At 68.9% G+C, this 26,543-nt stretch carries 23 protein-coding genes; 17 read left to right on the top strand and 6 right to left on the bottom strand.

The window, feature by feature from the left end; translation table 11 throughout:
- Positions 1–69: 69 nt before the first annotated feature.
- Positions 70–2,535, top strand: a complete 2,466-nt coding sequence (hrpB, locus tag EKE94_RS00445; RefSeq protein ID WP_127904642.1) for an ATP-dependent helicase HrpB — start codon at positions 70–72, stop codon at positions 2,533–2,535.
- Between the two features lie 64 nt (positions 2,536–2,599).
- Here hrpB and gndA read toward each other — a convergent pair whose 3' ends face one another.
- Positions 2,600–3,994, bottom strand: a complete 1,395-nt coding sequence (gene gndA, locus EKE94_RS00440; protein ID WP_127904641.1) for an NADP-dependent phosphogluconate dehydrogenase — start codon at positions 3,992–3,994, stop codon at positions 2,600–2,602.
- Between the two features lie 204 nt (positions 3,995–4,198).
- Here gndA and EKE94_RS00435 point away from each other — a divergent pair, with 204 nt between their 5' ends.
- On the top strand, positions 4,199–4,432 hold the full coding sequence (locus EKE94_RS00435; protein ID WP_127904640.1) for a hypothetical protein: 234 nt from the start codon (positions 4,199–4,201) through the stop codon (positions 4,430–4,432).
- 254 nt (positions 4,433–4,686) lie between these two features.
- On the opposite strand, the gene argF is transcribed toward EKE94_RS00435, so the two are convergent.
- The 3 genes from argF to EKE94_RS00420 all read right to left on the bottom strand — a co-directional run bounded on the left by argF (position 4,687) and on the right by EKE94_RS00420 (position 8,038).
- Positions 4,687–5,592 carry an ornithine carbamoyltransferase gene (gene argF / locus EKE94_RS00430; protein WP_127904639.1) on the bottom strand — a complete coding sequence of 302 codons (906 nt, stop codon included), beginning with the start codon at positions 5,590–5,592 and terminating at the stop codon, positions 4,687–4,689.
- A 105-nt stretch (positions 5,593–5,697) separates the two neighbouring features.
- Positions 5,698–6,885 (bottom strand): aspartate aminotransferase family protein, encoded by a 1,188-nt coding sequence (locus EKE94_RS00425; RefSeq protein ID WP_127904638.1) that lies wholly within the window; start codon positions 6,883–6,885, stop codon positions 5,698–5,700.
- A gap of 346 nt (positions 6,886–7,231) precedes the next feature.
- Entirely contained in the window at positions 7,232–8,038 is an 807-nt protein-coding gene (locus EKE94_RS00420; RefSeq protein WP_235855846.1) for an ABC transporter permease, read from the bottom strand.
- Between the two features lie 135 nt (positions 8,039–8,173).
- On the opposite strand from EKE94_RS00420, the gene EKE94_RS00415 reads away from it, so the two are divergent.
- Entirely contained in the window at positions 8,174–8,776 is a 603-nt protein-coding gene (locus tag EKE94_RS00415; protein ID WP_127904637.1) for a GcrA family cell cycle regulator, read from the top strand.
- 369 nt (positions 8,777–9,145) lie between these two features.
- A complete protein-coding gene (locus EKE94_RS00410; protein ID WP_127904636.1) occupies positions 9,146–9,874 on the top strand; it encodes a metal-binding protein ZinT in 729 nt (242 codons plus the stop codon).
- Positions 9,875–9,936: 62 nt separating this feature from the next.
- Here EKE94_RS00410 and EKE94_RS00405 read toward each other — a convergent pair whose 3' ends face one another.
- A complete protein-coding gene (locus tag EKE94_RS00405; protein WP_127904635.1) occupies positions 9,937–11,007 on the bottom strand; it encodes a mechanosensitive ion channel family protein in 1,071 nt (356 codons plus the stop codon).
- Positions 11,008–11,435: 428 nt separating this feature from the next.
- Here EKE94_RS00405 and EKE94_RS00400 point away from each other — a divergent pair, with 428 nt between their 5' ends.
- The 12 genes from EKE94_RS00400 (at position 11,436) to EKE94_RS00345 (ending at position 24,495) form a co-directional block, all read left to right on the top strand.
- Positions 11,436–12,782, top strand: coding sequence for a sugar ABC transporter substrate-binding protein (locus EKE94_RS00400; RefSeq protein ID WP_235855845.1), 1,347 nt, complete (start codon positions 11,436–11,438; stop codon positions 12,780–12,782).
- Complete coding sequence (locus EKE94_RS00395; RefSeq protein WP_127904633.1) at positions 12,766–14,139, top strand: carbohydrate ABC transporter permease; 1,374 nt, start codon at positions 12,766–12,768, stop codon at positions 14,137–14,139. The genes EKE94_RS00400 and EKE94_RS00395 overlap by 17 nt, the downstream gene beginning before the upstream one ends.
- A gap of 1 nt (position 14,140) precedes the next feature.
- Positions 14,141–14,965: a carbohydrate ABC transporter permease gene (locus EKE94_RS00390; RefSeq protein WP_127904632.1), complete on the top strand. Its 825-nt coding sequence runs from the start codon at positions 14,141–14,143 to the stop codon at positions 14,963–14,965.
- The gene (locus tag EKE94_RS00385) at positions 14,965–16,029 is read left to right on the top strand and encodes an ABC transporter ATP-binding protein (protein WP_127904631.1); all 1,065 of its coding nucleotides are present in this window, start codon (positions 14,965–14,967) and stop codon (positions 16,027–16,029) included. Before EKE94_RS00390 ends, EKE94_RS00385 begins: the two co-directional genes overlap by 1 nt.
- The gene (locus EKE94_RS00380) at positions 16,026–17,450 is read left to right on the top strand and encodes a glycerophosphodiester phosphodiesterase family protein (RefSeq protein WP_127904630.1); all 1,425 of its coding nucleotides are present in this window, start codon (positions 16,026–16,028) and stop codon (positions 17,448–17,450) included. The genes EKE94_RS00385 and EKE94_RS00380 overlap by 4 nt, the downstream gene beginning before the upstream one ends.
- Entirely contained in the window at positions 17,447–18,460 is a 1,014-nt protein-coding gene (locus tag EKE94_RS00375; protein ID WP_127904629.1) for a LacI family DNA-binding transcriptional regulator, read from the top strand. The genes EKE94_RS00380 and EKE94_RS00375 overlap by 4 nt, the downstream gene beginning before the upstream one ends.
- Entirely contained in the window at positions 18,453–19,247 is a 795-nt protein-coding gene (locus tag EKE94_RS00370; RefSeq protein ID WP_127904628.1) for an inositol monophosphatase family protein, read from the top strand. Before EKE94_RS00375 ends, EKE94_RS00370 begins: the two co-directional genes overlap by 8 nt.
- A 394-nt stretch (positions 19,248–19,641) precedes the next feature.
- Entirely contained in the window at positions 19,642–20,109 is a 468-nt protein-coding gene (gene mntR, locus EKE94_RS00365) for a manganese-binding transcriptional regulator MntR (RefSeq protein ID WP_127904627.1), read from the top strand.
- 247 nt (positions 20,110–20,356) lie between these two features.
- A complete protein-coding gene (locus EKE94_RS00360) occupies positions 20,357–21,343 on the top strand; it encodes a metal ABC transporter solute-binding protein, Zn/Mn family (RefSeq protein ID WP_127904626.1) in 987 nt (328 codons plus the stop codon).
- Positions 21,344–21,417: 74 nt separating this feature from the next.
- Entirely contained in the window at positions 21,418–22,218 is an 801-nt protein-coding gene (locus EKE94_RS00355; RefSeq protein WP_127904625.1) for a metal ABC transporter ATP-binding protein, read from the top strand.
- Positions 22,211–23,347, top strand: coding sequence for a metal ABC transporter permease (locus tag EKE94_RS00350; protein ID WP_127904624.1), 1,137 nt, complete (start codon positions 22,211–22,213; stop codon positions 23,345–23,347). The genes EKE94_RS00355 and EKE94_RS00350 overlap by 8 nt, the downstream gene beginning before the upstream one ends.
- Positions 23,347–24,495: a metal ABC transporter permease gene (locus EKE94_RS00345; RefSeq protein ID WP_127905420.1), complete on the top strand. Its 1,149-nt coding sequence runs from the start codon at positions 23,347–23,349 to the stop codon at positions 24,493–24,495. Before EKE94_RS00350 ends, EKE94_RS00345 begins: the two co-directional genes overlap by 1 nt.
- Position 24,496: 1 nt before the next feature.
- Here EKE94_RS00345 and tmpT read toward each other — a convergent pair whose 3' ends face one another.
- Positions 24,497–25,153: a thiopurine S-methyltransferase gene (tmpT, locus tag EKE94_RS00340; protein WP_127904623.1), complete on the bottom strand. Its 657-nt coding sequence runs from the start codon at positions 25,151–25,153 to the stop codon at positions 24,497–24,499.
- A 428-nt stretch (positions 25,154–25,581) separates the two neighbouring features.
- Here tmpT and EKE94_RS00335 point away from each other — a divergent pair, with 428 nt between their 5' ends.
- Positions 25,582–26,526, top strand: a complete 945-nt coding sequence (locus EKE94_RS00335; protein ID WP_127904622.1) for an isoaspartyl peptidase/L-asparaginase family protein — start codon at positions 25,582–25,584, stop codon at positions 26,524–26,526.
- Positions 26,527–26,543 lie beyond the last annotated feature (17 nt).

Below are 26,543 nucleotides of genomic sequence, written 5' to 3'. Positions count from 1 at the left end.
CGCATGGACATGCACCAGCTCGGCCGGCGATGGTGGATTCCCGCCCCGCGATGCTCGATAAGCCCGGGCATGACCCGACTGCCGATCGAAGACGCCCTGCCCGACCTTCTTGCCGCGCTCGACCGGGCCGGCCGCGCCGTGCTGCAGGCCCCCCCCGGCGCGGGCAAGACGACGCGGGTGCCCCTTGCCCTGCTCGACCGGCAGGCGGCGCGCGGCGGCGACAGCGGCCCCTCGCCGTCGGGCCGCATCCTGCTGCTGGAACCGCGCCGGCTGGCCGCGCGCACCGCGGCGCAGCGCATGGCAGAAACGCTGGGCGAGGCGCCGGGACAGCGCGTGGGCTACCGCATTCGCGGCGAACAGAAGGTGTCGAAGGCCACGCGGATCGAGGTGGTGACCGAAGGCATCCTGACCCGGATGCTGCAGACCGACCCCGAGCTTTCGGGCGTCGGCATGGTGATCTTCGACGAGTTCCACGAACGCTCTCTCGACGCCGACCTCGGGCTGGCGCTCTGCCTTGAGATCCGCGGTGCGCTGCGGCCCGACCTGCAGCTGCTGGTGATGTCCGCCACGCTTGACGCGGGGCCCGTCGCCGCGCTGATGGAGGATGCGCCGCTCGTCACCTCGGAGGGCCGCGCCTTTCCGGTCGAGACGGTCTTTGCCACCGCCCCCCTCCCCCGCGGTCGCCTGCGCGACGCCGCGGTTGCCGACCGCCTGCGCGAGATCGCCGCAGAGACCGAGGGCGGCATCCTCGTCTTCCTTCCGGGCGAGCGCGAGATCCGCGGCGTCGCCGCCGGGCTGCAGCGGGATCTGCCCCGGGGCGTCGTCGTCCAGCCGCTTTACGGCGCGCTGCCGCACAAGGCACAGCAGGCGGCGATCACGCCGCTGGACGGGGCGCGCAAGCTGGTGCTCGCCACCTCGATCGCCGAGACCTCTCTGACCATTCCGGACATCCGCGTGGTGGTCGACGCGGGCCTTGCGCGGCGGGCCCGCTTCGATCCCGGGTCGGGCATGTCGCGGCTGGTGACCGAGCGCGTCACCCGGGCCGAGGCCGACCAGCGGCGCGGTCGCGCGGGCCGGGTTGCGCCCGGCGTATGCTACCGGCTCTGGACGCGGGGCGAAGACGGGGCGCTGGCCGCCTTTCCGCCCGCGGGGATCGAGGCCGCCGACCTGACGCGCCTGGCGCTCGAACTTGCGCTCTGGGGCGTCTCGGACCCGGCCGACCTGCCGTTCCTGACGCAGCCCCCGGCCGCCGCCTTCGACGAGGCGCGGGCGCTTCTGCGGGGGCTCGGTGCGCTGGACGAGACCGGGCTGACCCCGCACGGGCGGCGCCTGGCCGGGCTGCCGCTGCATCCCCGGCTGGCGCATATGCTGCAGATCGCGGGCGGGTCGGCCGCCGACCTCGCCGCGCTGCTGTCGGAACGCGACATCCTGAAGGCCGCGCCCGCCGACATGACCCTGCGGCTGGCGGCGCTGACCGACAAGGGTCGGTCCGGCTACGACAGCCTGCCCGCCCCCCGAGCGCGCGTGCAGGAGGAGGCCCGCCGCCTGAGCCGGGCCGCCCCGCCGGGCGATGCGGAAGAGCCTTTGACGCCCGCGCAGGCCGCAGCCCTGGCCTACCCCGACCGGATCGCGCTGCACCGCCCCGGCGAGGCGCCGCGGTTCCTGCTGTCGGGCGGCAAGGGCGCGCGGATCGATCCCGCGGATCCTCTGGCAGGCAGCCGCCTTCTGGTCGTCACCGATACCGACGGCGACCCGCGCGAGGCGCGTATCCGCCAAGCCTTCGAGATCGGCGAAGCCGCCCTGCGCGCGGTGCCGGGGATGCGGCCCGAATGGGTCGACGTCTGCACATGGTCACGCCGCGCGGGCCGGGTCGTCGCACGGCAGCAGGAAAGGCTGGGCGCGCTGGTGCTGGACGACCGCACCTGGGCGGACGCGCCGCGCGACGCGGTGGCCCGCGCTATGCTGGAGGGCGTGCGCGAGATCGGGTTGATCTTCCCCCCCGGCGCGGCGCGGTTCCGCGCCCGGGTGGCGTTGCTGCGCGAGACGGGGGACGCAGGCATGCCCGACCTGTCGGACGCCGCCCTGATGGCGCGGATCGAGGATTGGCTGCTGCCCTATCTCGGGGGCGTGCGCAGCGCAGCGGACTGGCGCCGCTTCGACCCCGAGCCCGCGCTGCGCGCGCAGCTCGACTGGGAGGCGATGCAGCGGCTGGATCGCGAGGTACCCGGCGGCATCGACACGCCGCTGAGCCGAACCATCCCGGTCGATTACGCGGGCGAGGCGCCCGAAATCGCCGTGCGCCTGCAGGAGATGTTCGGCGTGACCCGCCACCCCACCGTAGCCGGACGCCCGCTGCGCGTCACCTTGCTGTCACCCGCGGGCCGGGCGTTGCAGACGACGATGGACCTGCCGCGGTTCTGGCGCACCTCCTATGCCGACGTGCGCAAGGACATGCGTGGCCGCTACCCCAAGCACCCCTGGCCCGAGGATCCGACGCAGGCCGAACCGACGTTGCGGGCCAAACCCCGCAAGTAACCGGCACGCGAGGCGCCGGTCGGGTGCCTCGGTGCTGCGCTCGGACTGCCCCTGCGGGCGGGGCTCAGGCGCCCCAGGGGCCGTGACGGTCGGCGCGGCCGTCGATGTAATCGAAGCCGTGGGCGCCGAAGACATCGCGTTGGGCCTGGATCAGGTTGGCGGTGCCCCGGGCCTGGCGCATCGTATCGTGATAGCCCAGCGCCGCGGCCAGCGCCGGCACCGGCAGCCCCTGCCCCAACGCGGCCAGCACCACCCGGCGCAGCGACGGAATCGTCTCTTCCAGCATCGCGGAGAAGGCCGGCGCATGGGTCAGCTCGCCCTCGGGCAGGCCTGCCCGCGCGGCGCCGGCTATATCGTCCAGCAGGACCGAGCGGATGATGCAGCCCGCGCGCCAGATCTCGGCCGCCCGGGCAAGGTCCAGATCCCAGTCGAACGCGTCCGAGGCCGACCGCATCAGCGTCAGCCCCTGGCCGAACCCGATGATCCGCGCGGCCAGCAGCGCACGGCCAAGCTCGTCCACCGCTGGCGCGCCGGCGCCGCCGCCCGCGGGCGCGAACAGCGCCGCACCGGCCTGCCGCGCCTCGGCGCGGCTCGACCACGCGCGCGCGGCAACCGCGGCCTCGATGACCGAGGCGGATTGCCCCAGCTTGAGCGCCTCGATCACCGTCCAGCGCCCGGTGCCCTTCTGCCCCGCGCTGTCGCGGATCACGTCCACGGCCGGGCGCCCGGTCTCGGGATCCTCGGCCGCCAGGATCTGGCCCGTGATCTCGATCAGGTAGGAGGACAGCGGCCCGGTGCGCCAGCCTTCGAACATCGCGCCGATCTCGGCGGCCGACTGCCGCGCTCCGTCGCGCATGATGCCGTAGATCTCGGCGATCATCTGCATGTCGGCGTATTCGATCCCGTTATGCACCGTCTTGACGAAATGCCCCGCCCCGTCGGGTCCGAGCCAGGCGGCACAGGGCTCGCCCTCGTGCCGGGCGGCGATGGCGGTCAGGATGTCCTCGACCAGGCCCCAGGCCTCCTGCCGGCCGCCGATCATCAGCGAGGGGCCGTGCCGCGCCCCCTCTTCCCCGCCCGAAACGCCCATGCCGAAGAAGTTCAGGCCGCGTTCGGACAGCGCCGCCTCGCGCCGCCGGGTGTCGAGGAAATCGGAATTGCCGCCGTCGATGATCAGGTCGCCGGGGGCGAGCTGCGGCGCGAGGCCGTCAATCACCGCGTCGACCGCGCCCGAGGGGACCATGACGAGGATCGCGCGCGGCGTGGGCAGCGCGGCCAGCAGCGCCTCGGTCGTCTCGGCGGCGGTCAGGTTTTCCGCCAGCGGACCGGCCCGGTCGATCAGCCGTCCGATGGAGGCCGCGTCGAGGTCGTGGACCGCCACCGCGACGCCCTTCTCGGCCATGTTGAGCGACAGCGCCGCCCCCATGACCCCGGTTCCGATAACCCCGATCCGTGCCATCCGCCGTCTCCTGTATCCCGTATCGCATCCGTCGATGTGTCCGGGCGCTTACGCGTCCGGGCCGCAAAATGCCAGTGCTTTGCCCCCGCGGGCCGCTGCCCTAGGATGCAGAACCGCGGAGCACGGGGGCGTGGGCGCGCGACAGGCCGCACGATTGAGCCCACGACGGAGCCGCGACGGACCCGCGAAGCGGAAGGAACGGCAATGCAGATACTTGAGACCGTGGCGGACGATCTGGCGCGCAAGACGCTGGACGTGGTCGCCCGGACCGGCGACGACGATATCGAGACGCGGATGTCCGAAACGCTGGGTGCCTCGTCCACCACGTTGCAGGAGGCCTTTCTGACCGCGCTGCGCATCCGCAAGGCCGAACGCCGCGGGCGCGCCCTGCTGCTCGAAGCGCTGAAGCGTGTGCCCAAGACGAAGGGCGACAGCTAGGACGCGGCCCGGGGGCGAAGAGCCGCGCCGGTCAGACGACCGGGCTGCGACGCAGCCCGTCGCCGGCCACGACGGGGGCCGCGACCGAGGCGTGGCTACGGCAGGCGCGCACGACAGGGCGACCGCGGGGGCAACGCGCCCCCCAGACGCCGACCGCTACCTGGACCGTGACACCGCCCGTCCCGACACCCGCGCCGCAATGCCGCGCCCCCAGGGGCATTGCCGCCCCCGGGCGGGCGCCATCGCTGCCGGGATCAGACCCCGAGGCAGTGGCGCAGGACGGCCTTTTGCGCGTGCAGGCGGTTCTCGGCCTCGTCGAAGATCACCGAGTTCGGACCGTCCATCACCTCGCTCGTGACCTCGTCGTCGCGGTGCGCGGGCAGGCAGTGCATGAACAGCGCATCGGGTTTGGCCTGCGCCATCAGAGCCGCGTCCACCCTGTAGGGGCGCAGCTGGTTGTGCCGCCGTTCGCGCGCCGACTGGGGGTCGTGCATGCTGACCCAAGTATCGGTGACGACCAGATCCGCGCCCGCGACCGCCTTGGCCGGATCCCGTTCGATCGTCACGCCCTCGCGGAATGCCGGCTCGGGATCGAGCGTCTTGGGGCCTGTGAAGGTCAGATCGAAGCCCAACTGACGCGACGCCTCGGCAAAGCTGGCGAAGACGTTGTTGCCGTCACCCGACCAGACGACCTTCTTGCCGGTGATCGGGCCGCGATGTTCCTCGTAGGTCATCACGTCCGCCATGATCTGGCAGGGATGGGTGCGGTTGGTCAGCCCGTTCACCACCGGCACGTCGGCATATTCGGCCATCTCCAGCAGCGTCGCCTCCTCGAAGGTGCGGATCATGATCAGGTCGACATAGCGCGACAGCACGCGGGCGGTGTCGGCGATCGTCTCGCCATGGCCCAGCTGCATCTCGGACCCCGACAGCACCATGGTCTGCCCGCCCATCTGGCGCACACCGACGTCGAAGGACACGCGCGTGCGGGTCGACGGCTTCTCGAAGATCAGCGCGACCATGCGGCCGGCAAGCGGCTGGTCGTCATCGGGGGTGCCGCGCGGACGTCCGGCGCGGGCCTCCTTCATCGCGCGGGCCTGGTCGAGGATGGCGCGGATCTGCGGCGCTTCGGTGCGGGAGATATCGAGGAAATGGGGCATTCAAGTCTCTTCTTGGCTAAGGGCGGCGGGGCCTTCGCCCTCGCGTGCCCCTGACGGGCAGGCCGCCCGCCGCAACCGACGGGGGCCTTCATGGGAAACCGGGGGTCAGGCCCCGGCGGTCGCCGGTTCCAGCCGGGTCGCCGCACGGTCGAGCCGCGCCACGGCTTCGTCGAGTTCCTCGGCACCCAGCGTCAGCGGCGGCAGCAGGCGCACCACGTTGTCGGCGGCGGGCACGGTCAGCAGGTGTTCGTCATAGCCTGCCTTGACGAAATCGGCGGGGGCCACGCGGGTCTTCAGCCCCAGCATCAGCCCCTGCCCGCGCACGCCCTCGAAGATGTCGGGATGCGCAGCTACGAGGCCTTCGAGCTTCTGCCGGAAATGCCCCGCCGTGCGGTTCACGGCGTCGAGAAAGGAGGGGTCGGAAATGATCTCCATCACCTTCGCGCCCACAGCGCAGCCAAGTGGATTACCGCCGTAGGTCGAGCCATGGGTGCCTGCGGTCATGCCCGCGGCCGCAGCCTCGGTCGCCAGGACGGCGCCCAGGGGAAAGCCGCCGCCGATGCCCTTGGCCACCATCATGATGTCAGGCGTCACGCCGGACCATTCATGCGCAAACAGCCGTCCGGTCCGGCCCATGCCGCACTGCACCTCGTCGAAGATCAGCAGAAGCCCGTGCTCGTCGGCCAGCTGCCGCAGCGTCTTCATGTCGGCGTCGGGCAGCGGGCGGATGCCGCCCTCGCCCTGGATCGGCTCGACCAGGATGGCGCCGGTCTCGGGCCCGATCGCGGCTTCGGCCGCGGCCACGTCGCCCCAGGGGATCTGGGTGAAACCGGGCACGAGCGGGCCGAACCCCTTGGTCATCTTCTCGGACCCCGCCGCCGAGATCGCGGCGATCGAACGGCCGTGAAAGCTGCCCTCGAAGCTCAGGATGCCGGTCTTTTCGGGGTGCCCCGCCGCATACTGGCACTTGCGCGCCATCTTGACCGCCAGCTCCAGCGCCTCGGTGCCCGAGTTGGTGAAGAACACCGTGTCGGCAAAGGTCGCGGCGACCAGCGCATCGGCCAGCCGTTCCTGTTCGGGCACCCGGTAGAGGTTCGAGACATGCCAGAGCTTCGCCGCCTGCTGGCTGATCGTCTCGACCAGCGCGGGATGGGCGTGGCCCAGGGCGTTCACGGCGATCCCGGCGCCGAGGTCGAGGTATCGGGTCCCGTCCTCCGCCTCGAGCCATGCGCCTTCGCCTTTGACAAAGGAGAGCGGCGCCCGGGAATAGGTCGGCAGGACAGACGGGATCATGGAGGCATACCTCGCGTAGGGAAGCCCAAGACGTGCCAAGGCACGGGGGCGGTGTCAACGTATGGGGGGTGAATGAGAAACGGGCGCGCCGGACGTCAGGACCGGCCGCGCGACGGCGGACGCTGGATCAGCGTCGGCGTCGAAGCGTGGAGATGGCGCGCAGGTTGCTCATGCGGCGCTGATACCCCGGCCGGGCCCGCCTGTCCATTGAAACCTGTCCATTGAAATAGGTGACGCCGGAATCCCGGCCCGGGGCGGGCCGCGTGTTGCACAGCCGACGTGACATGATGTGGGCCCGCGGCACGGAAGCGGGACGCCGGGCGGACCCGGCGCCCCGCCCCCGGGGTCAGGCTTTCAGCCGATAGCCGCGGCGGAACCAGTGCCAGCAAAGCACGCAGACCAGCACGTCGGCGATCAGCACCACGATCAGCCCCAGCCAGGGCGAGCTGTCGGATTGGCCGATCATGCCGTAGCGGACGCCGTCGATCAGGTAGAAGACCGGGTTGAAATGCGTCAGCCAGAACATCGCGTCGGGCAGCCGGTCGATCGAATAGAAGGTCCCCGACAGAAAGCTCAGCGGCGTGATCAGGAAGTTGGTGATCGCGGCCATCTGGTCGAACTTCGTCGCGATGATCCCCGCGATGATGCCCAGCCCGCCAAGGAAGGTCGCCCCCAGCAGCACGAAGACCACGGCCCAGACCGGGTGTTCGAGCCCCGCCCCCACGACGACCGCCATCAGGATCCAGATCGGCACCGCGACGAAGACGCCGCGTGCCACCGACCCCGCAAGATAGCCCAGGACCATCTCGACCGGCGACAGCGGCGGCATGAGGGTGTCGACGATGTTGCCCTGCACCTTCGACACCATGATCGACGAGGACGAATTGGCAAAGGCGTTCTGGATCACCGTCATCATCAGGATGCCGGGGGCCAGGAACTCGATGAAGGGCACGCCCATCACGTCGCCCCGCGACGGTCCGATGGCCAGCGCGAAGACCGTCAGGAACAGGCCTGCCGTGATCAGAGGTGCCAGAAGCGTCTGGGTATAGACTCCGAGAAACCTCAGGATCTCGCGCAGGGCGAGCGTCTTGAGCCCGGTCCAGTTCCAGCGGCCGAAGCGGCGCGCGCCCATTGCGACCGTGGTATCGGCCATTCCTCGCATCCTTTCTGTTAGCTGGGCGGCCCGGTGCTTGTTTCCGGGCCGCGAGTGACTAGAATAGGGTCCCTGACGAAAACTCCAAGCCGCCTGCCTTCGGGGCAGCCGGCGAACTCATCCGAAGGAAGCCCAATGTCCTGGACCGACGAGCGTGTCGAGACCCTGAAGCGGATGTGGAACGAAGGCCAGTCGGCGAGCCAGATCGCCAAGGAACTGGGCGGCGTGACCCGCAACGCGGTGATCGGCAAGGTGCACCGTCTGGGCCTGTCGAACCGCGTCGGCGCCGCCGCCGCGACCGAAGCCACGGCCGCGCCCGCCGAACCGGCGGCCGCCGCGACCCCGTCCGCCCCCGCACCCGAACCGCAACGCGCGGCCGACCCGGAACCGCAACCGGCCCCCGCAGCCGCCCCGGCATCAGCGCGCGCCGAACCCGCGGCCCCGGCAGCCCCCGCGCGCAAGCCGATCGTGCCTGCGGGCCAGCCGCTGCCGCCGCAGCCCTCGGCCAACGAAATCAGCCCCGAGGCGCTGGCCAGCGTCCGCGAGATCGAGAAGAAGGCCAAGCGCATCTCGCTGATGGAGCTGACCGAACGCACGTGCAAATGGCCCGTGGGCGACCCCGCGACCGAAGATTTCTGGTTCTGCGGACTGCCCGTCCAGCCGGGCAAACCCTATTGCGAGGCGCATGTCGGCGTGGCCTTTCAACCAATGAGCTCGCGCCGCGACCGCCGCCGCTGACCTCCATCCTCAAACTGCCAAAGACGCGTCGCCCCCGGGGCGGCGCGTTTTTCGTTTCTGCCGCGCCATGCCATGGCGCATCTGGATGCTTACCACGCCGCTGTCGATGCGCAGGACATCCTTCAGGTAAAACCTGAGCTTTACAGCATAAGTCACTGTTTTTACCTCTATTCCATATCTTTCTAACCTGTACCTTCCGCCGCGCGACCTACGCATGACGATTGGTTCTGTCTTGCCTGCCAGGCCGACCTCGCAATTTGCCTGATCGGGGTTGCCCGGGCCCGGGCCACACGCTAGGTGGCGGAGTTGTCACGTTATACCATATCCTACAAGCGTGAACGTCCGAGTTGCGAACAGAAGGGAATGCCAATGCAGTTCGACCTTTCCAAACACGTCAGCGCCCTCGCCATCGGTGCGATGCTGGCCGTCTCTCCCGTGGTGCAGGCCACCGCGCAGACCAACGATACTGCCAACGCCGAAGACCATGACCACGACCACGATCATGCTGAAGGTCACGACCACGACCACGACCACGACCACGACCACGCGCATGATCACGGCGACATGAACGTCTACAAAGGCATTTTCGAAGACAGCCAGATCGCCGAGCGCGAGCTTTCGGACTGGGAGGGCGACTGGCAGTCGGTCTACCCCCTCCTTCAGGACGGCACGCTCGACAGCGTCATGGCGCACAAGGCCGAGCATGGCAGCAAGACCGCCGAAGAGTATCACGACTACTACGAGACCGGCTACGAGACCGATGTCGACCGCATCGTGATCGACGGCGACAGCGTCAGCTTTCACGACGCCGATGGGACGGTCGAGGGCACCTATGAAAGCGATGGCTACGAGGTTCTGACCTACGAGGCCGGCAATCGGGGCGTCCGTTTTATCTTCGAGAAGACCGAAGGCGACGAGGACGCGCCGCAGTTCATCCAGTTCTCCGACCACCGCATCGCGCCGGCGGACGCCGATCACTACCACCTCTACTGGGGCGATGATCGCGCCGCGCTGCTGGACGAGGTCACCAACTGGCCGACCTACTACCCGTCGGACCTGTCGGGCGAGGAGATCGCTGCCGAGATGAAGGCGCACTGAGCGTCCTGCCCCGGGCTGCCTGGCGGTCCGGGGCCACCATGCGCCCTGCCGCCAGGCAGCCCCTAGGCGTCGCCCCGGCGTTCGTCGCGCACCGACATCTCGCCCCGCATCCGCGGCAGGCTTTCGGGATAGGTCGCCTGCAGCCAGTGCAGCATCGCCTCGCGCACCTCGCAGCGCAGGTCCCACGCGGTGGGCGAGTTGCGCGCGCTCATCAACCCCCGGATATGCATCGTGTCGCGGTCGGTCTCGATCACCTGCAGGTTCACCACGTTGCCGTCCCACCGCGACGACCCGGCGACGATCTCGTGCAGCTTCTCGCGCATCTCCGGGACCGGGATCGTGTAGTCGAGGTACCATGTCACCGCGCCGATGATCGAGGACTGCTCGCGTGTCCAGTTCTGGAACGGCTGCTCGATGAAGAAGGACAAGGGCACGACCAGGCGCCGCCAGTCCCAGATGCGGATCACGACGTAGGTGGCGTTGATCTCCTCGATCCAGCCCCACTCATCCTCGACGATCACGACGTCGCCGATACGGATCGGCTGGGTCAGCGCGATCTGGATCCCCGCGATCAGGTTGGCCAGTACCGGGCGCGCGGCAAAACCCAGCACAAGACCCGCCGCCCCGGCCGAGGCGAAGAGGCTGACGCCGTAGTCCCGCACCGATTCGAAGGTCGACAGCACCAGCGCGGCGGTCAGGATCACGATCAGGATCCGCGCGGTCTGACGCAGCACGCGCAGCTGGGTGACATGCTTGCGCGCGGTGATGTCCTCTTCGTTGTCCAGCGACAGCTTGCCCAGCGCCCTCTCAATCAGGAAATCGACGGCCACCAGCACGGTCCATCCGAAGATCGCCACCAGCACGGCGACGGCGATCCCTTCAAGCCAGTCGGTCCCCGCGCGCGAGATGTCGAGCGCGGGGACAAGAACCGTCAGCGCCGCGACGAAGGTAAATAGCCGCGAGGGCCGGCGCAGACGGTTGGCCAGCCGCCAGAAGGTCGTGAACTCGGTCCGCCGCCTCCGGGCGACCAGCCGCCACAGCGCGGTATGCGCCGCAAGCGCCAGCGCCACGCCCGCGATCAGCAGCAGCCATTGCACGAGGTTCGAGTTCAGGGCGGTCTGGAGGGTGATCAAGGCGCGCTCCGCGAATGACAATCGAGGCCGTCCGCGCAGATGCGCGGCAGCCGTCTCCTCCCGCCCTCTATGCTGCGGTGCGGCAGGGGAATGTCAAGCGGTCGGGCTGCCGGGCCGCCGCCGCACGCAGCGGTACTCCGTCCGCGGCTTCGCCACGGCGATCCGCCCCCCCCCTCGAAGAGGGCGGCACCACTCCTGACGGGGGCAAGACCACCGGTGTCGGCCCCCAACCCGCGCAGGGCTTTCGCGGTCTCAGATCATGCGCAGGCGTCGCCCGTTCTGCGGCCGGGACGTTGGCGGCACCCGAAGATGCAGCTTCACCGAAGTGACATCAAACTGTCGGGCGAGTGTTAACGGCGGATGGGAAACGAGGACCTGCACACGTGTGCAACGCCATTGCAACGACACGAATTCCGGGAATGCTCTCCATGACCCTCCACGTGAAAACCGCGGCGCTCGCCGCGCTTCTGGGCTCGGTGGCCCTTGGGGCCGCCGCCGAAGACTACACCATCACCGTCTGGTCCGGCGGAACGGGCGACACCTCGACCTACCGGATCGACGCCATCAAGCTCGCAGCCGAGCAGATGATGCGCCAGGCCGAGATCCGCGGCGACGATCTTTCCATCACCGTCGAAGGACAGGCGTGGTCCGGCTGGGATGACTTCAAGCAGGCCTTCACCCTCGCCTCCGAGGCCGAGAACGCCCCCGACATCGGGGTGTCGGGCCACGAGGATATCGGTCCCTGGTCCGAGGCGGGCCTGATCCGTCCGATCGAGGACTACGTCTATTTCGACACCTGGCCGCTCAACACGATCTACCCCAACCTGATCGAGACCGCGACCTTCAACGACCGGGTCTGGGGCGTGCCGCAGGACGCCGAGGCGCGCGTCATGTTCTGGTCGATCCCCGCGCTTGAGGCCATCGGCTGGTCGCAAGACGAGATCGAGAGCCTCGCCCAGCGTGTGGAATCGGGCGACTTCACGCTTTACGACATGCTCGACACCGTGAAGACGATGCAGGACGAGGGCGTGATCGAGCCCGGGATGGGGTTTGGCCCGCGCGTCTCCAACGGCCCAGACTACTGGCAGTTCTACCAAAGCTTCGGCGGCGAGATGTCGGACCCCGAAACCGGCAAGCTGGTGGTCGATACCGGTGCGCTGGAGGGCATGTATGGCTTCTTCGCGGACGCCGTGGAGAAGGGCGTCGTATCGAACACGCATCTCGGCACCGAGTGGGATGTCTGGCACCAGAACGCCGCCGCGGGCAACTACGGCACGTGGCACGGCGGCACCTGGCACAAGGCCCAGTGGCAGAACCAGTTCGGGCTCGCGGATTTCTTCGGCGATGTCCAGTACACGCTGATCCCGGCCGGCACCGAAGACGGCCGCGCCAATTCGATTACCCATCCGCTGGTCTACCTGCTGAGCGCGACCAGCACCGAGGATGAATCGGTCATCGCCGCCGAGCTGATCGCCATGGCCTCGGCGCCCGACATCAATGCCCTGCACGCGGTGAAATCCGCCCACCTGGGCATCTCCAAGGACGAGACGCGGGTGCCGTTCTACGCCGCCGACGAATGGCTTTCCGCCGCGTCGAGCCGTCTTGCGCCGCACACCAACGCGATCCCGAACAACTCGGACTTCGGCACGTTCTGGACGGCCATGTACCAGGGCCTCGAGGCCAGCTGGACCGGCGCCAGCACGCCCGAGGAGGCCGCGCAGACCGTGGCCGATACCGTCAAGCAATCGCTGGGCGACGATGTCGTCCTTCGCTGATCCGATCGTGGACGGGGCGCGCAGGGCGCGCCCCGTCCGCCCGCGCCGCGCGCCGGTATCACGGCTGGGCCTGATCCTGATGGCGCCCGCGCTGCTGCTGCTGACGCTGTTCTTCTTCCTTCCGGTGGCCCTGACCGGCGTTTTCGCCTTCACCGACCTGTCGACCTCGACCGGCATCGGGCGGGGCGACTATGTCGTGACGCCCACCCTGCTGCGGCAGCTTGGCGACAAGGGCCTGTCCGATACCGACGCCGAGGCGGTAGCCCGCTCTAGCGTGACAGTCGACGCGGCGGGCCTCGCGCGCGCCCGCGCAGCAGGTGTCGACGACCGCTTCCTCGACGAGATCGAGCGGCGGTTCATGGGCCGCGACTACGAAGCTCCCGCCGGGTTCGTAAGGGACCTGCGCGGACTGCGCACCGCGCCGCGCCGTCCCCGCGATCTGAAATCCGCCGCCGCCCTGTTCGAGACCTCGGTCCTTAACCAGCGCTTCGCCACGTCCCAGGCGCTCGCCGCGCAACTGGAGGCGATGGCGCCCGAGATCGCACCGGCAGTCCGCGCGCGGATCGTCGAGGCCAGTTTCACCGGCGCGCGCTTTACCACCGAGAACTTCCGAACCCTCGCCACGCAGAAGGAAACCGCGCGGCTGGTCGGCAACACGTTTCTCTACGTCGGCGCGACGTTGTCCTTGTTCAATGTGGGGCTCGGGCTCTTTCTGGCCGTGGTGCTGTTCTACATGCCGAAAGGCGCCAGCAGCCTGTTTTCGACATTGTGGCTTCTGCCGCGCATCACGCCGGTCGTGCTCTATGCCGTCATGTGGAAATGGTTCACCTGGGAGGGAGGCTTTCTGCCGATCCTCGCCGACCAGGTCGGCCTGCCGTCCTTCAACTACATGAAGGGCTCCGTCGTGACCGCCTGGGCCACGATGATCACGCTGAACGGCTTTATCGGCGCGTCCTTCGGGCTGATCCTGTTTTCCGGGGCCCTGCGGGCGATACCCCTGCAGCAGCTCTGGGCCTCCGAAGTGGACGGCGCGTCGCGATGGCAGCAGGTCCGGCGGATCATCCTGCCGCAGATGCGCTGGCCGATCCTCTTCGTGACCGCCTACCAGACGCTGTCGCTGCTGTCCTCCTACGAACAGATATGGCTGACCACCAATGGCGGTCCGGGGCGCACGACCAGCGTCTGGGCGCTCGAAGCCTTCAAGACGGCGCTGTCGAACTACACCGGCAACCTCGAATACGGGATGGGCGCGGCCATGGCGCTCGTGCTGGTGGTCGTGGGGCTGGCGCTGTCGCTGATCTACCTGCGCCTGTTCAAGTTCTCCGAGCTTGTCGGCCGCCCGAAAATCGAGATCTGAGATGACCCGGAACTTCGCGCTTTTCCCCCTGATGGTCGTCATCACCCTCATCAGCCTTCCGTTGATGGTGATGTACGGGTTCCTGATCCTCGACACGGTCACCGACGCCCCGCCGGGCGCGCTGTGGCCCGACGAATTCACCCTTCGCCACTGGCGGTTCCTCTGGGACATGTCGGCGGCGGGCAATGTCTGGAAGGCCACGCTGAACACGGCCGTCCTGGCGCTGTCGATGGTCGCGGTGGTGGTCCCCGTCTCGTCGCTGGCGGGCTATGCCATCGCGCGGCTGAACCTGCCCTACCGGCGGTTCTTCCTCGGGGGCATCCTCGTCATGCACGCCTTTCCGGCGGTCACGCTGCTGATCGGCGTGTTCTTCGTGCTGAAGTTCGCGGGCCTCTACAACACCATGATCGGGGTGATCCTGGTGAAGGGCGCGCTGATGCTGCCCTTCGGCATCTGGATCATGAAGGGCTTCTACGATGCCGTCCCGTGGGAGATCGAGATGGCCGGCGTGCAGGATGGCGCATCGCGGCTGACGGTGTTCCGGCGGCTGATCCTGCCGCAGGTCAAGCCGGGGCTGGTGGCCCTGTCGGTCTTTGCCTTCCTCGACGGCTGGGGCGAATACCTGCTGCCGCGGGTGCTGGCGCCGGGATCGGACATGACCGTCATGTCGGTCCTGCTGAACGGGCTGATCGCCGGCGACGACATCGGCTACGACTTCAATCTCTTCAAGGCCGTGGGCGTGTTCTACACCCTGCCGGTGATCGCGCTTTTCGCGATCTTCCAGAACCGGCTGATGACAATCTTCGGCGGAGGCACAAAGGGCTGATGCGACTGAACCTCGAAAACTTCACCAAGTGCTTCGACGGAACCCCCGTGATCGAGGGGCTCAACCTGACCGTCGAGGATGGCGAGATGCTGGCGCTGCTGGGGCCCTCGGGCTGCGGCAAGTCGACGACGCTTTTGTCGGTCTGCGGGATCTACCGGGCGGATGGCGGGCGGATCCTGTTCGGCGGCCGCGACGTCTCCGCCCTGCCCTCGCAGCGGCGCAACGTGGGCGTGGTCTTCCAGAACTACGCGCTCTATCCGCACCTGACGGTCGAAGAGAACATCGCCTTTCCGCTGACCGTGCAGAAACCACGCCCCAGCGCGGCCGAAATCGCCCGGCAGGTCCGCGAGATCGCCGAACTGATCCATATCGATGCCCTGCTGGGACGCAGGCCCGCGCAGCTTTCCGGCGGGCAGCAGCAGCGCGTCGCCCTCGCCCGCGCGCTGGTGCGCAAGCCCGACGTTCTTCTGCTGGACGAGCCGCTGGCCAACCTCGACGCCAAGCTTCGGCTTGAAATGCGTTCCGAGATCCGCCGCATCCAGCTCGAGACCGGGATTACCGCGATCCTCGTGACCCATGACCAGGTCGAAGCCATGTCCATGTGCGACCGTGTCGCCATCATGGACAAGGGCGAAATCCTGCAGATCGACAGCCCGACGCAGATGTACCGGTCCCCGGCCAACAGGTTCGTCGCGGGGTTCCTCGGCAACCCGCCGATCACCTTCCTGGAAGGCAGGACAGGTCCCGAAGGGCGGTTTTCGATGGAGGCGGGACTGACGCTGCCCCTGCCCTCGCATCTGCGCGGCATGCCCTCCGGGCGTCCGATCGCGCTGGGATTGCGCCCCGAACATTTCGGCCATGGCGGCCAGGGACAGGCCACGGGCCGGGTGACCTTTGTCGAGCCGCAGGGGCGCGAAATGCTGTTCGACGTGCAGGCGGCGCCCGGCGTGACGCTGCGATCGATCCAGCCCACACGCGATGACGTGTCAATCGGCGACGAGGTGACCTGGAAGGTGGACGCGGACAGGATGCTGGCCTTCGACGCCGAGGGGCGACGGCTGTGAGGCCGGGGCTGCGGTTTCCCTTTCCCGCCCGCGCCGACGCGCGCCCCTTGTGCATCGCGCACAGGGGCGCCCCGCTCTATGCGCCCGAGGGCTCGGGCCGGGGGTACGACATCGCGGCCGACCTCGGGTCCGACATGTGGGAGGTGGACATCCACCTCAGCGCAGACGGCAGTCCGGTGGCCTGTCACGATCCGGTGGCCGGCGGACGCCGCGTCGCCCAGACTGCCCGCGCCGATCTGCCGGAGCTGATGGATCTGGAAGACCTCGTCGAGCGTGCGAAGGCCCGGGGCCAGGCGCTGTACCTGGACCTCAAGGTCACGGGCAGCGGGCAGGCCTGTCTCGACGTCCTTTCACGACACGATTTCCGGCCCGTGGCGCTGGGCGCCTTCGACGATGCCGAAGCGCGGGCGCTGGTGGCAGCGGACTGCCCCTGGCCGGTCTGCGTGCTGGTCCGGCCGGGAGAGGATCCCTTTGCCAGGGCCGCGGCGACGGGGGCCGATATCATCCACCTTTGCTGGGAACGCGCCGCGCCCCGGCCGCAGGACCTCGTGACGCCGGACCTGATGTCCGAGGCGACGCGGCGCGGCCTGGGCATCGTCCTGTGGCACGAGGAACGCCCCGAGGTACTGCACGATCTTCTACGGTTGCCCGTGCTGGGAGTGTGCACCGACCAGCCCGAGCTGATCGGTGGCTTCGACAGTCTCGGCGCGCATGGCATCGAGGTGGTCTGTCACCGCGGCATCAACCACATCGCGCCCGAGAACACGCTGGCGGGCGCACGTCTGTGCTACGACATGGGCTGCGACTGGCTGGAGCTTGACGTGCGCACGACCCGCGACGGGGAAATCGTGGTGATGCACGACCCGACGCTCGATCGGACCACCAGCGGCTCGGGGCCGGTCCTGGACCACGACTGGGCACAGGTGGCCCCGCTGGACGCCGGATCATGGAAGGCCGCGCACTGGCGGGACGAACACCCGCCGACACTGGCGCAGATGATCGACCTGGCGCAGGCCCGGGGCCGCCGGATCTACATCGAGAACAAGTCCGTCCCGGCGCAACAGCTTCTGGACTTCGTCGCGGCGCGGGATTTCCTGCAGGATTGCTTCTTCTGGTCCCCCGACCCGGCCCTGCTGCGCGAGATGCGGCAGCTTTCCGACCGCGCCAACATCAAGTCGAACACCATGCATCACGCGGGTTTCCAGGCGATGGTCGATGACCTCGCCCCGCAGATCTGCGAGATCCAGGTCGCCGACTGGGAGACCGAGGCCCCGCTTTGCCGTGCGCGCGGCATCCGGCCCATGCTGCAGTATTTCGGCGCGGACCCCGCCGTCTTTGCCCGCATCGCCGACTGGCGGCCCGAGATGATCAACCTCGACCGGGCGGACCTGCTGCTGGCCGCGTTGAAGGCCAGGTCGTGAGCCGGTCACCCCGCGCGTCGGACGTCGCGGCCCGCGCCGGTGTCTCGCGCTCGGCGGTCAGCCGCGCCTTCACCGAAGGCGCGTCGGTCGCGCCGGACACCCGCACGCGGATCATGGCCGCGGCCGAGGAGCTGGGCTACCGCGTCAACTACCTTGCCCGCAGCCTGAAAGAGGCGGCACCGTCCAAGCTCGTGGCGCTCGTGGTGTCGGACATGGACCATTCGCTGCGGGCGCGGCTGGTCGATCTGCTTGCGCGACGGCTCGTGGCGCGGGGCTTTCGCCCGGTCCTGCTGCCGTGGTCGCAGGGCGACGACCCGCACCGGGTGATCGACATGATGCTGAACTACAATGTCTCGGGCGCCATCGTGACCTCGGACACCCCGCCCGGGGAGATCAGCCAGCAATGCGCCCGCTTCGGCGTGCCGCTGGTCCTCGTGAACAAGGCCCCGGTCGATGCCCGCGCCGCGCGTGTCGTCCAGGATACCGCATCCGCCGGGCGCATGGCGGCAGAGCTGCTGCACGAGGCAGGCTGCCGCAGGGTGCTCTATGCCGGCCAGACACGCGCCTCGTTCACGATCGACGACCGGCGCCGCGTCTTCTGCGCGGCGCTCGACGATCTGGGCATGACCCTCGCAGGCGAGGTGACCGGCCCCAGCCAGAACCATGCCGGGGGCATGGTCGCCGCCGGTCGGTATCTGGCCGCAAAGGACAGGGTCGACGGCGTGCATTGCGCCAATGATTTCCTCGCGCTCGGCTTCATCGACGGTCTGCGGCATGCAGGCGTCCCGCGCCGGGACTGGCCCGCCATCGTCGGGTGCGACGACATAGCCGAGGCATCCTGGCCGGCCTACGACCTGACGACGCTCCGGCAGGACCCTGAGCTGCTTTCCGAAGCCTGCATCGAAGCCCTGGCGACGCGGATCGCGCATCCGAACAGCCTGGCAGAAACCCGAACGATTTCCGTCGCGGCGGTCCGGCGCGGCACCACGAGGAAGACCGACATTGACTGAAGACCTGACCGCGCGCATCGCGTTCGCCGAAACCGTGATCGCCGAGGCATCCGCCCGTGCCCTGAGCTACTTCGAGCGCCGCTCCGACCTTTCGGTCGAATGCAAGTCCGACGCACAGGATCTGGTAAGCGAAGCAGATCGTGGCGTTGAGAGGGTGATCCGCGAAGAGCTTTCCAGCGCGTTTCCCAACGACAGCATGTTGGGGGAAGAGCTCGGGCTGGCCCCCGGCCGCGGAGGCTGGAGCTGGATCATCGATCCGATCGACGGGACGGCCCCTTTCCTGCATGGCCTGCAGGGGTGGTCGATCTCGGTCGCCCTGTCCCACGGCGGCACGATCATGGCGGGCTGGGTGGCACATCCCTGCGGGGACAGGCTTTACAGCGCCGTTCGGGGCCGGGGTGCATGGTGCGGGGGCGCAGGGTGCGGGGCGACCAGGTTGCAGGCCTCGGGCGGAACCCGCCTGTCGGACGGCCTGGTCGCGATCGGAACCGGAGCGCCCGACGTGATGGCCGGGATGGTCAGGTCCCTCCTCATTTCGGGCGGCAGCTTCCAGCGCAACGGGTCGGCTGCGCTCAGCCTGGCGCATGTCGCCGCCGGCCACTACCTGGGCTTCGTCGAGCCGCAGCTTGCGCCGTGGGACTGTGCCGCCGGCCTGCTGCTGGTCGAAGAGGCCGGCGGTTGGCACGCCCCGCACCCGATGGACCGCCCAGCCCCCGTGCTCGCCGCGGCGTCGGGGATGCGGCCCGAAATCGAGCGGCTGGGCCTTGGGGTCCTGCACCCGGCCTGAGGCCATTGGGCTGCGGGCGGCGGGGTCCAACTGGGCCGGGGTGCTGCAAAAGATCCGCCTTCGGCAGGCTGGGACGGCCAGCTTTACGAAGGGTCACGCGTTCCGGGTGGTGGGGGGCTACAGGGCGCGCGGTACCTGAGCCGTCGAACGGTCCCTTTGCAGCCCACGGAAGCAACATGGGCCGGCGGCGGGGACCAGCCCCCCCCGCAGCGGGGCGCAGGTCGGGCCTGCACGGTCACCCTGGCTGTCCGCCACCGCTTCGGGTATGGGCCCGGCCATCACGGGTCGAGGTCGCGCCGAACCGGAGCCGCGCAGCGCCTGCAAGCTTGTGTTGACTTAGCCCCGGCTATATATCTTTCGGATCGATCAAGTTCGACATCCGGGACGCCTGCCGATGCAAAAGCCAGTTTCACGCCAGTCTGGTCGCCGCAACACCCTGGACGCCGAAAGCCATGCCGAGGCGTTCCAGAAAACGCGTGACGCACGGCGCAGCGAACTGGTCGAGGACTACGTCGAACTTGTCGCCGAGCTGATCGATACCGAAGGCGAAGCGCGTCAGGTCGAGATCGCGCGCAGGCTGGGTGTCGCGCAGCCGACCGTCGCGAAGATGCTCAAGCGGCTGGCCGAGGACGGGATGATCCTGCAAAAGCCCTACCGCGGCGTGTTCCTGACGGATGCCGGTCGCGCCCTGGCCAGCGAATGCCGCCGCCGGCACGAGATCGTCGAGGCCTTTCTGATGACGCTTGGCATTGATGCCGAGATCGCGCGCCATGATGCCGAAGGCATCGAACATCATGTCAGCGCCGAAACCCTGACGGCCTTCGAAACCTTCGTCGCGTCGAGGAAAAGCGGCGCAAGCTGACGCCCGGCCCCCTTTCGCCGCCGCCTGACAAAGCTGCCCCGTCTGCCCCGGGGCAGGCGCCTCGTGGCTCACCCATCGCCGCGCGGCCCTGCCGAAGACGACCGCCCGCATCCCGGGCCGGTCGTCGCCTTGCGTCCCGCATCCCTGTGCCGCCCCCCTTCTTTCATGGTTGACAGGAATCCCCCTCTGAATATAGCCATTGCTATATCACATAGTAAAAGCTCGCCTGAATAGGGAAGCCTCTGCAATGAAGTTCTTGCTTACCACCACCACGGCAACCAGCCTCCTCGCCGCGACGATGGGGGCAGCCATGGACCAGGAGGCGCCGGTCAATGCCGTCGTGACGATCGGCATGATTGGCGATGTCGTGAAGAACGTCGGCGGAGACTGCGTCGATGTGACCGCGATCATGGGGCCCGGCGTCGATCCGCACCTCTTCGAGGCCACCGCATCGGACGTCAGGACGATGCAGGGCGCCGACGTGATCTTCTACTCGGGCTATTCGCTCGAGGGGCAGCTGGGCGACGTGCTCGAACGTTTCGGCCGGCAAAAACCCACGGTCGCGGTCGCGCCGGCATCGGTCGATCCGGGCGACCTGATCACCACCCAGGATGTCTACGGTATCGACCCCCACATCTGGATGGATGCGCAGCTCTGGTCGCAGATCGCGCCCACCATCGAGGAAACGCTCGCAGAGATCCGCCCCGACTGCGCCGACCGCATCGGCGCCAATGCCGAGGCGTATCAACAGGAGCTTCTGGCGCTTCACGATTGGGCCGCGGCCTCGATCGGGTCGATCCCCGAGGCGCAGCGCACGCTGGTCACGGCGCACGATGCCTTTGCCTATTACGGCCGCGCCTACGGGATCGAGGTCGCCGCCATCCAGGGCATCAGCACCGAATCCGAGGCGAGCGTGGCCGATATCCGCGCGACCGCCGACGCGGTGGTCGAGGCCGGGGTGCCTGCGCTCTTCGTCGAGACGACGATCAATCCGCGGACCGTCCAGTCGGTGATCGACGCCGTGCGGGCGCAGGGCCACGAGGTCGAGATCGGCGGCGAGCTTTTCTCGGACGCGATGGATGAGGACGGCACGCCGGCCAGCACCTATATCGGGATGATCTTCGAAAACACGGCGAAAATCACCCAGGCGCTCGGCGGCGAGGTGGCGGATGTCCCCGACGCGCTCTCCGGCTGGGCAGATGAGTGGAACGCGGCCGAGATCATCGACCGGTAACACCACCGGGCCCGGAGGAACGACCGCTGCGCCGGGTCCCCCGGCGCGGCCCTTTCACAGGTAAGGACATCGCTTTGACCGATCAGTTGCACGAGCCCCAGCTTGCCCTGCATGTCGAGGACCTGACCGTCAGCTACGACGGCAAGCCGGCGCTGTGGGACATCGACATCGACGTGCCGCCGGGTGTCATGGCCGCCATCGTGGGGCCGAACGGCGCGGGCAAGAGCACCTTCATCAAGTCGGTCCTGGGCCTCGTCAAGCCGACGGCGGGGCACGTGACGATCTTCGGGCGGCCCTATGGCACGCAGCGGCGCAAGGTCGGGTACGTGCCGCAGCGGTCGTCGGTCGACTGGGATTTCCCGACCACCGCGCTCGATGTCGTGACGATGGGGCTCTACGGTCGTCTCGGCTGGCTCAGGCGACCGGGCCGCGCCGAGCGGGAGACGGCGCTGCGCGCGCTGGAACAGGTCAAGATGCAGGATTTCGCGACCCGCCAGATCAGCCAGCTTTCGGGCGGGCAACAGCAACGCGTGTTCCTCGCCCGTGCGCTGGTGCAGGACGCGGACATCTATTTCCTCGACGAACCGATGGCCGGCGTCGACGCCACGACCGAACGTGCCGTCGTCGCCATCCTCCACCGGCTGCGCGAAGAGGGAAAGACGCTGATCGTCGTGCACCACGACCTTCAGACGGTGAAATCCTACTTCGACTGGATGGTCATCCTGAACGTCCGCCCGATCGCCCAAGGCCGCGTCTCAGAGGTCTACACGGCCGATAACCTGCGCCGCGCCTACGGCGGCCAGATCGCGCTGATCGAGCGCGAGGCCTTCGGCGCCGACGCGGCCAATGCCGCCGGATCCGGGGAGCATGGCTGACATGCTCGACCTGTTGTCCGACTACACCATCCAGACCGTCGCGATGGGGGCCGCGCTTCTTGGCGTCTCGTCGGGCGTGCTTGGCTGCTTTGCGGTGCTACGCCGGCAAAGCCTGCTGGGGGACACGCTATCGCATGCCGCCCTTCCGGGCGTCTGCCTGGGCTTCCTGGTCGCCGGAACGCGCGATCTTGGCAGCATCCTGGCAGGCGCGCTTGTCACCGGGGCGGCGGCCGCGCTGGTCGTGCTGGCCCTGACGCGGCTCAGCCGGCTCAAGACCGACGCCGCGCTGGGTGTCGCGCTCAGCGTGTCCTTTGCCCTGGGCGTCGTGCTGCTGACCTATATCCAGGGTACCGGCAACGCCTCGCAGGGGGGGCTCAACTCGTTCCTCTTCGGGCAGGCGGCGGCGATCCTGCGCAGCGATCTGTGGATCATGGGCGGCATCGCCGCCGCCTCGCTCGCCCTCGTCGCGGCGCTCTGGAAGGAGTTCAAGCTGGTGTCCTTCGACCCCGGCTTTGCCACGTCCCTGGGGCTTCCGGTCGTCGTTATCGAGATCACGATGACCGTGATGGTCGCGCTGGCCGTCGTCATCGGGCTGCAGATGGTGGGCGTCGTGCTGATGACGGCGATGATCGTGGCCCCCGCCGTCGCCGCGCGGCAGTGGACCCGCAGGCTGGGCAGCATGGTGGTGCTGTCGGCGGTCTTCGGGACGGTCGCGGGCGTCGCGGGCGCCACACTCAGCGCCACGGCGCGCGGGCTGTCGACGGGTCCGCTGATCGTGCTCGCGATCTCGGCGATCGTCTTCGTCTCGCTCCTGCTGTCGCCCGAGCGCGGCCTGCTGTGGGAGATGGCGCGCCGCTGGCGCGACCGCCGGTCGCTGCGCGGACGGCAGGTGCTGACAACGCTGCACGCGATGGCGGCCGAACATGGCGACCGGAGCTATCCCGCGGAACTGGGGTCGCTTGACACCTATCACGGCACCGACACGCGCCGCGTCCTTGCCCGGCTGGAACAGCGCGGGCTGGTCCGGCCGGTCACCCACGCGCCCGAGACCACGCCGCACTGGGAACTGACACCATCCGGCCATGTCGAGGCACGGCGCCTCGCGGCCGATATCGAGGGACACCAATGATGCTCGAGGTCATCTTTGCCAACTCCGCGCTGATGATCATGCTGACCGGGGCGCTTGTCGGCTGCGCCTCGACCCTGGTCGGCACCTTCCTCGTCCTGCGCGGAAACTCGCTTCTGTCCGACGCGATCAGCCATTCGATCATCTTCGGCATCGTCGTGGTCTGGCTGCTGACGCACGCGACGGCCGGACCGGTGCAGATCGTCGGCGCGGCGCTGACCGGCGTGCTGACCGTGTTCCTGACCGAGCTTCTGTTCAGCACCCGGCGCGTGAAATACGACGCGGCCATCGGGCTGGTCTTCCCGGTACTCTTCTCGGTCGGCGTGCTGCTGCTGAACGTCTACGCCCGCGACGTCCATATCGACCAGCACACGGTGCTTCTGGGCGAGATCGGTTTCGTCTGGCTCGATACCATGGCGATCGGCGGATACGAGGTGCCGCAGGCGGTGGTCTTCATGGGCCTTGTCACCGCCGTGAACCTTCTGTTCGTGACGCTGTTTTTCAAGGAGCTCAAGATCACCACCTTCGACCCCGGGCTTGCCGCCGCGCTGGGGTTCGCGCCGGGGGTCATGTTCTACGCGCTGCTGTTCCTTGTCAGTGCGACCGGGGTCGCGGCCTTCGACGCGGTGGGCGCGGTGCTGTTCATCGCCTTCGTGATCGTTCCGCCCTCGGCCGCCTACCTGCTGACCGACCGGCTGTGGCTGATGCTTGTCCTGGGCGCCCTGATCTCGATCGCGGCGAGCGTCCTGGGATACTATGCCGCCATCACGCTCAACGTGTCGATCGGCGGCATGATGGCGGTGATGACGGGTGTCTTCCTTGCGCTCGCCTTCCTGTTCGGCCCGCGCTACGGGATCATCGCACGCGCCTACCGGCGGCAGGCCGAGCGGCAGGAGAACGAGCTGCGGACCGTAGCGGTGCATCTCTTCTCGCACGAAGACACCCGGGACCGGGCCGAAGAGAACGTGGCGCAGGCGCTGCGCACCCATCTTGGCTGGGGTGCCGACACCGCGCACCGCGTCATCGCGAACGGCATCTCGGACGATCTTTTCGTGCGCGACGGCAAGCTGCTGGCGCTGACCCCCAAGGGCCGCGCCACGGCGCGATCCATCCTGGAACCCTGGCGGACCGAGGCACAGGGACAGCCGTGATCTAGGGAGCGGCGCCGTCTGCCGGACGGGTCAGGTGCCACAGGGTCTCCGACGCGGCCACCCTGCCCCTGAACCCGCCCGCGACATCGCGCGTCTCGAGCGCCGCGCACGCGTATGTTCCGCCGTGACAGGCGGCGACCTCGGCCGCGTCGACGCTGAAGGGCGGACCGTCCATCGCCGCCTGGTCATAGGCGAAGGTGATCAGCATCTGTGGCGCCGCACCCGTGATCCCGGCGATATGGGCGGCGTAGCGGCGGCGCAGAGGTTGCGGAAGCGCCACCAGCGCCGCGCGATCGTAAACCGCCCCGACAGGGCCCAACGTGCGGGCGTCCAGATCGAACACATCGCCTTCGAGGATCGCGACGCCGTCGCCCTCCCACCGTGTCAGGGCGCCGGCGGGAACGCGGGTTGGCGTCACTCCGGCCTCGTCAAAGAACCGGGCGACCGCCTTTTCTGAGAGCTCGGCGCCGATCACCCGCGCGCCCCGGTCGCGCAGCCACCACATGTCGACCGACTTGCCGCATAGCGGGACCAGGACCGTTGCCCCCGGCGGCAGGCCGATGGCCTCCCAGTGCCGGGTGAGCAGCCCGTTGGCGCGGCCCTCATGGAACCCGGTCTGGCCCTTTTGCCAGCGGTCGTGCCAGAAATTCGCGTCCATCGTGCCTTGCCCCCCGGGGTGCCTTCCCCGCGACCCTAGCAGAGCGACGCCGACAAGGCAGCCTGGCACACGACCGACGCGCGGCATAAGGCGCCCATAGAGCAGCGTTCGTGGCGGCGTCCCGCTGCGCGTCCCGCCGCATGGCAGCCGCGCCGGAAACGTCGGCCCGTCGTGGCATGGCGCGTACCCCCGATTGACGCGAACAGGACCGCTGCGCGGCAACCTCTCCTACGGGGGCCTACCGGACGCCGCGGCCCGGTTCGGGCGGCCCCTGTCAGCGGTCGTCCGGACGGGCACAGGCCGCGCCCTTCGCTTGCCGTGTGCGCATGCGGCCGCCGAAAAGGACTGCGGCCCGACATGGTCTCTTCCGCCAGCGGGGTATAGGACAGCCCCGACGCCACGCAGCATGACAAACCCGAGGGACGCAGATGACCTACAGCCTTGCCATTCACGGCGGTGCCGGAACCATCAGGCGCGACGCACTTACGCCCGAGATGGAGGCCGACTATCACGCTGGCCTCGCCCAGGCGCTCGCCGCCGGTGAGGCGGTGCTCAAGGCCGGCGGCTCGGCCGTCGATGCCGCGGTCGAGGCTGTGTGCGCTCTTGAGGACAACCCCCTGTTCAACTCCGGGCGCGGGGCGGTCTACACGACCGACGGCGTGCAGGAGATGGACGCCGCGGTGATGGAAGGGACCCACCGCAACGCAGGCGCCGTCGCAGGCATCCGCGGTCCGCGCAACCCGATCCGGGCCGCCCGCGCGGTGATGGAGACCTCGCCCCATGTGCTTTTGATCGGCGAAGGTGCGCTGGACTGCGCGCGCGCCGCCGGCCTGCCCTTCGAGGAGGACAGTTACTTCTTTACCCAGGCCCGCTGGGACGCGCTGCAACGCACGTTGAAAATGCGGGCCGAGGGGGTCGAGGACGACGATCCCGCCCGCCGCCACGGCACCGTCGGCGCGGTGGCCCGCGATGCGCAGGGACGGCTGGCCGCCGCGACCTCGACCGGCGGCATGACCGCCAAGGCGCCGGGGCGGGTCGGCGACAGCCCGGTGATCGGCGCTGGCACCTTCGCCGATGATGCCACCTGCGCCGTGTCGGCCACGGGCCATGGCGAGGTGTTCATCCGCTGGACCGCCGCCTCGGAGATCGCGGCCCGCATGCGTCACGCAGGCCAGTCGCTGCAGGAGGCGGCGCATGTCGTGGTGATGGAGGACCTTGCCCCGAACGACGGCTCGGGCGGGCTGATCGCCGTTGACCGCGACGGCACCATCACGATGCCCTTCAACTCGGACGGCATGTACCGCGGCTGCGTGCGAGCGGGGGGACAGCCCTTCACCGCCATTTTCGGCCGCGAAGACGGCGACCCGGCCTGACCCGCGCCCCAGCGCGT

Source organism: Mesobaculum littorinae, from assembly GCF_004011175.1.
Classification (GTDB): Bacteria; Pseudomonadota; Alphaproteobacteria; order Rhodobacterales; family Rhodobacteraceae; genus Tranquillimonas; species Tranquillimonas littorinae.
Note: the sequence above shows the minus strand (reverse complement) of the source record. Positions and strands in the feature narration are given on the sequence as shown.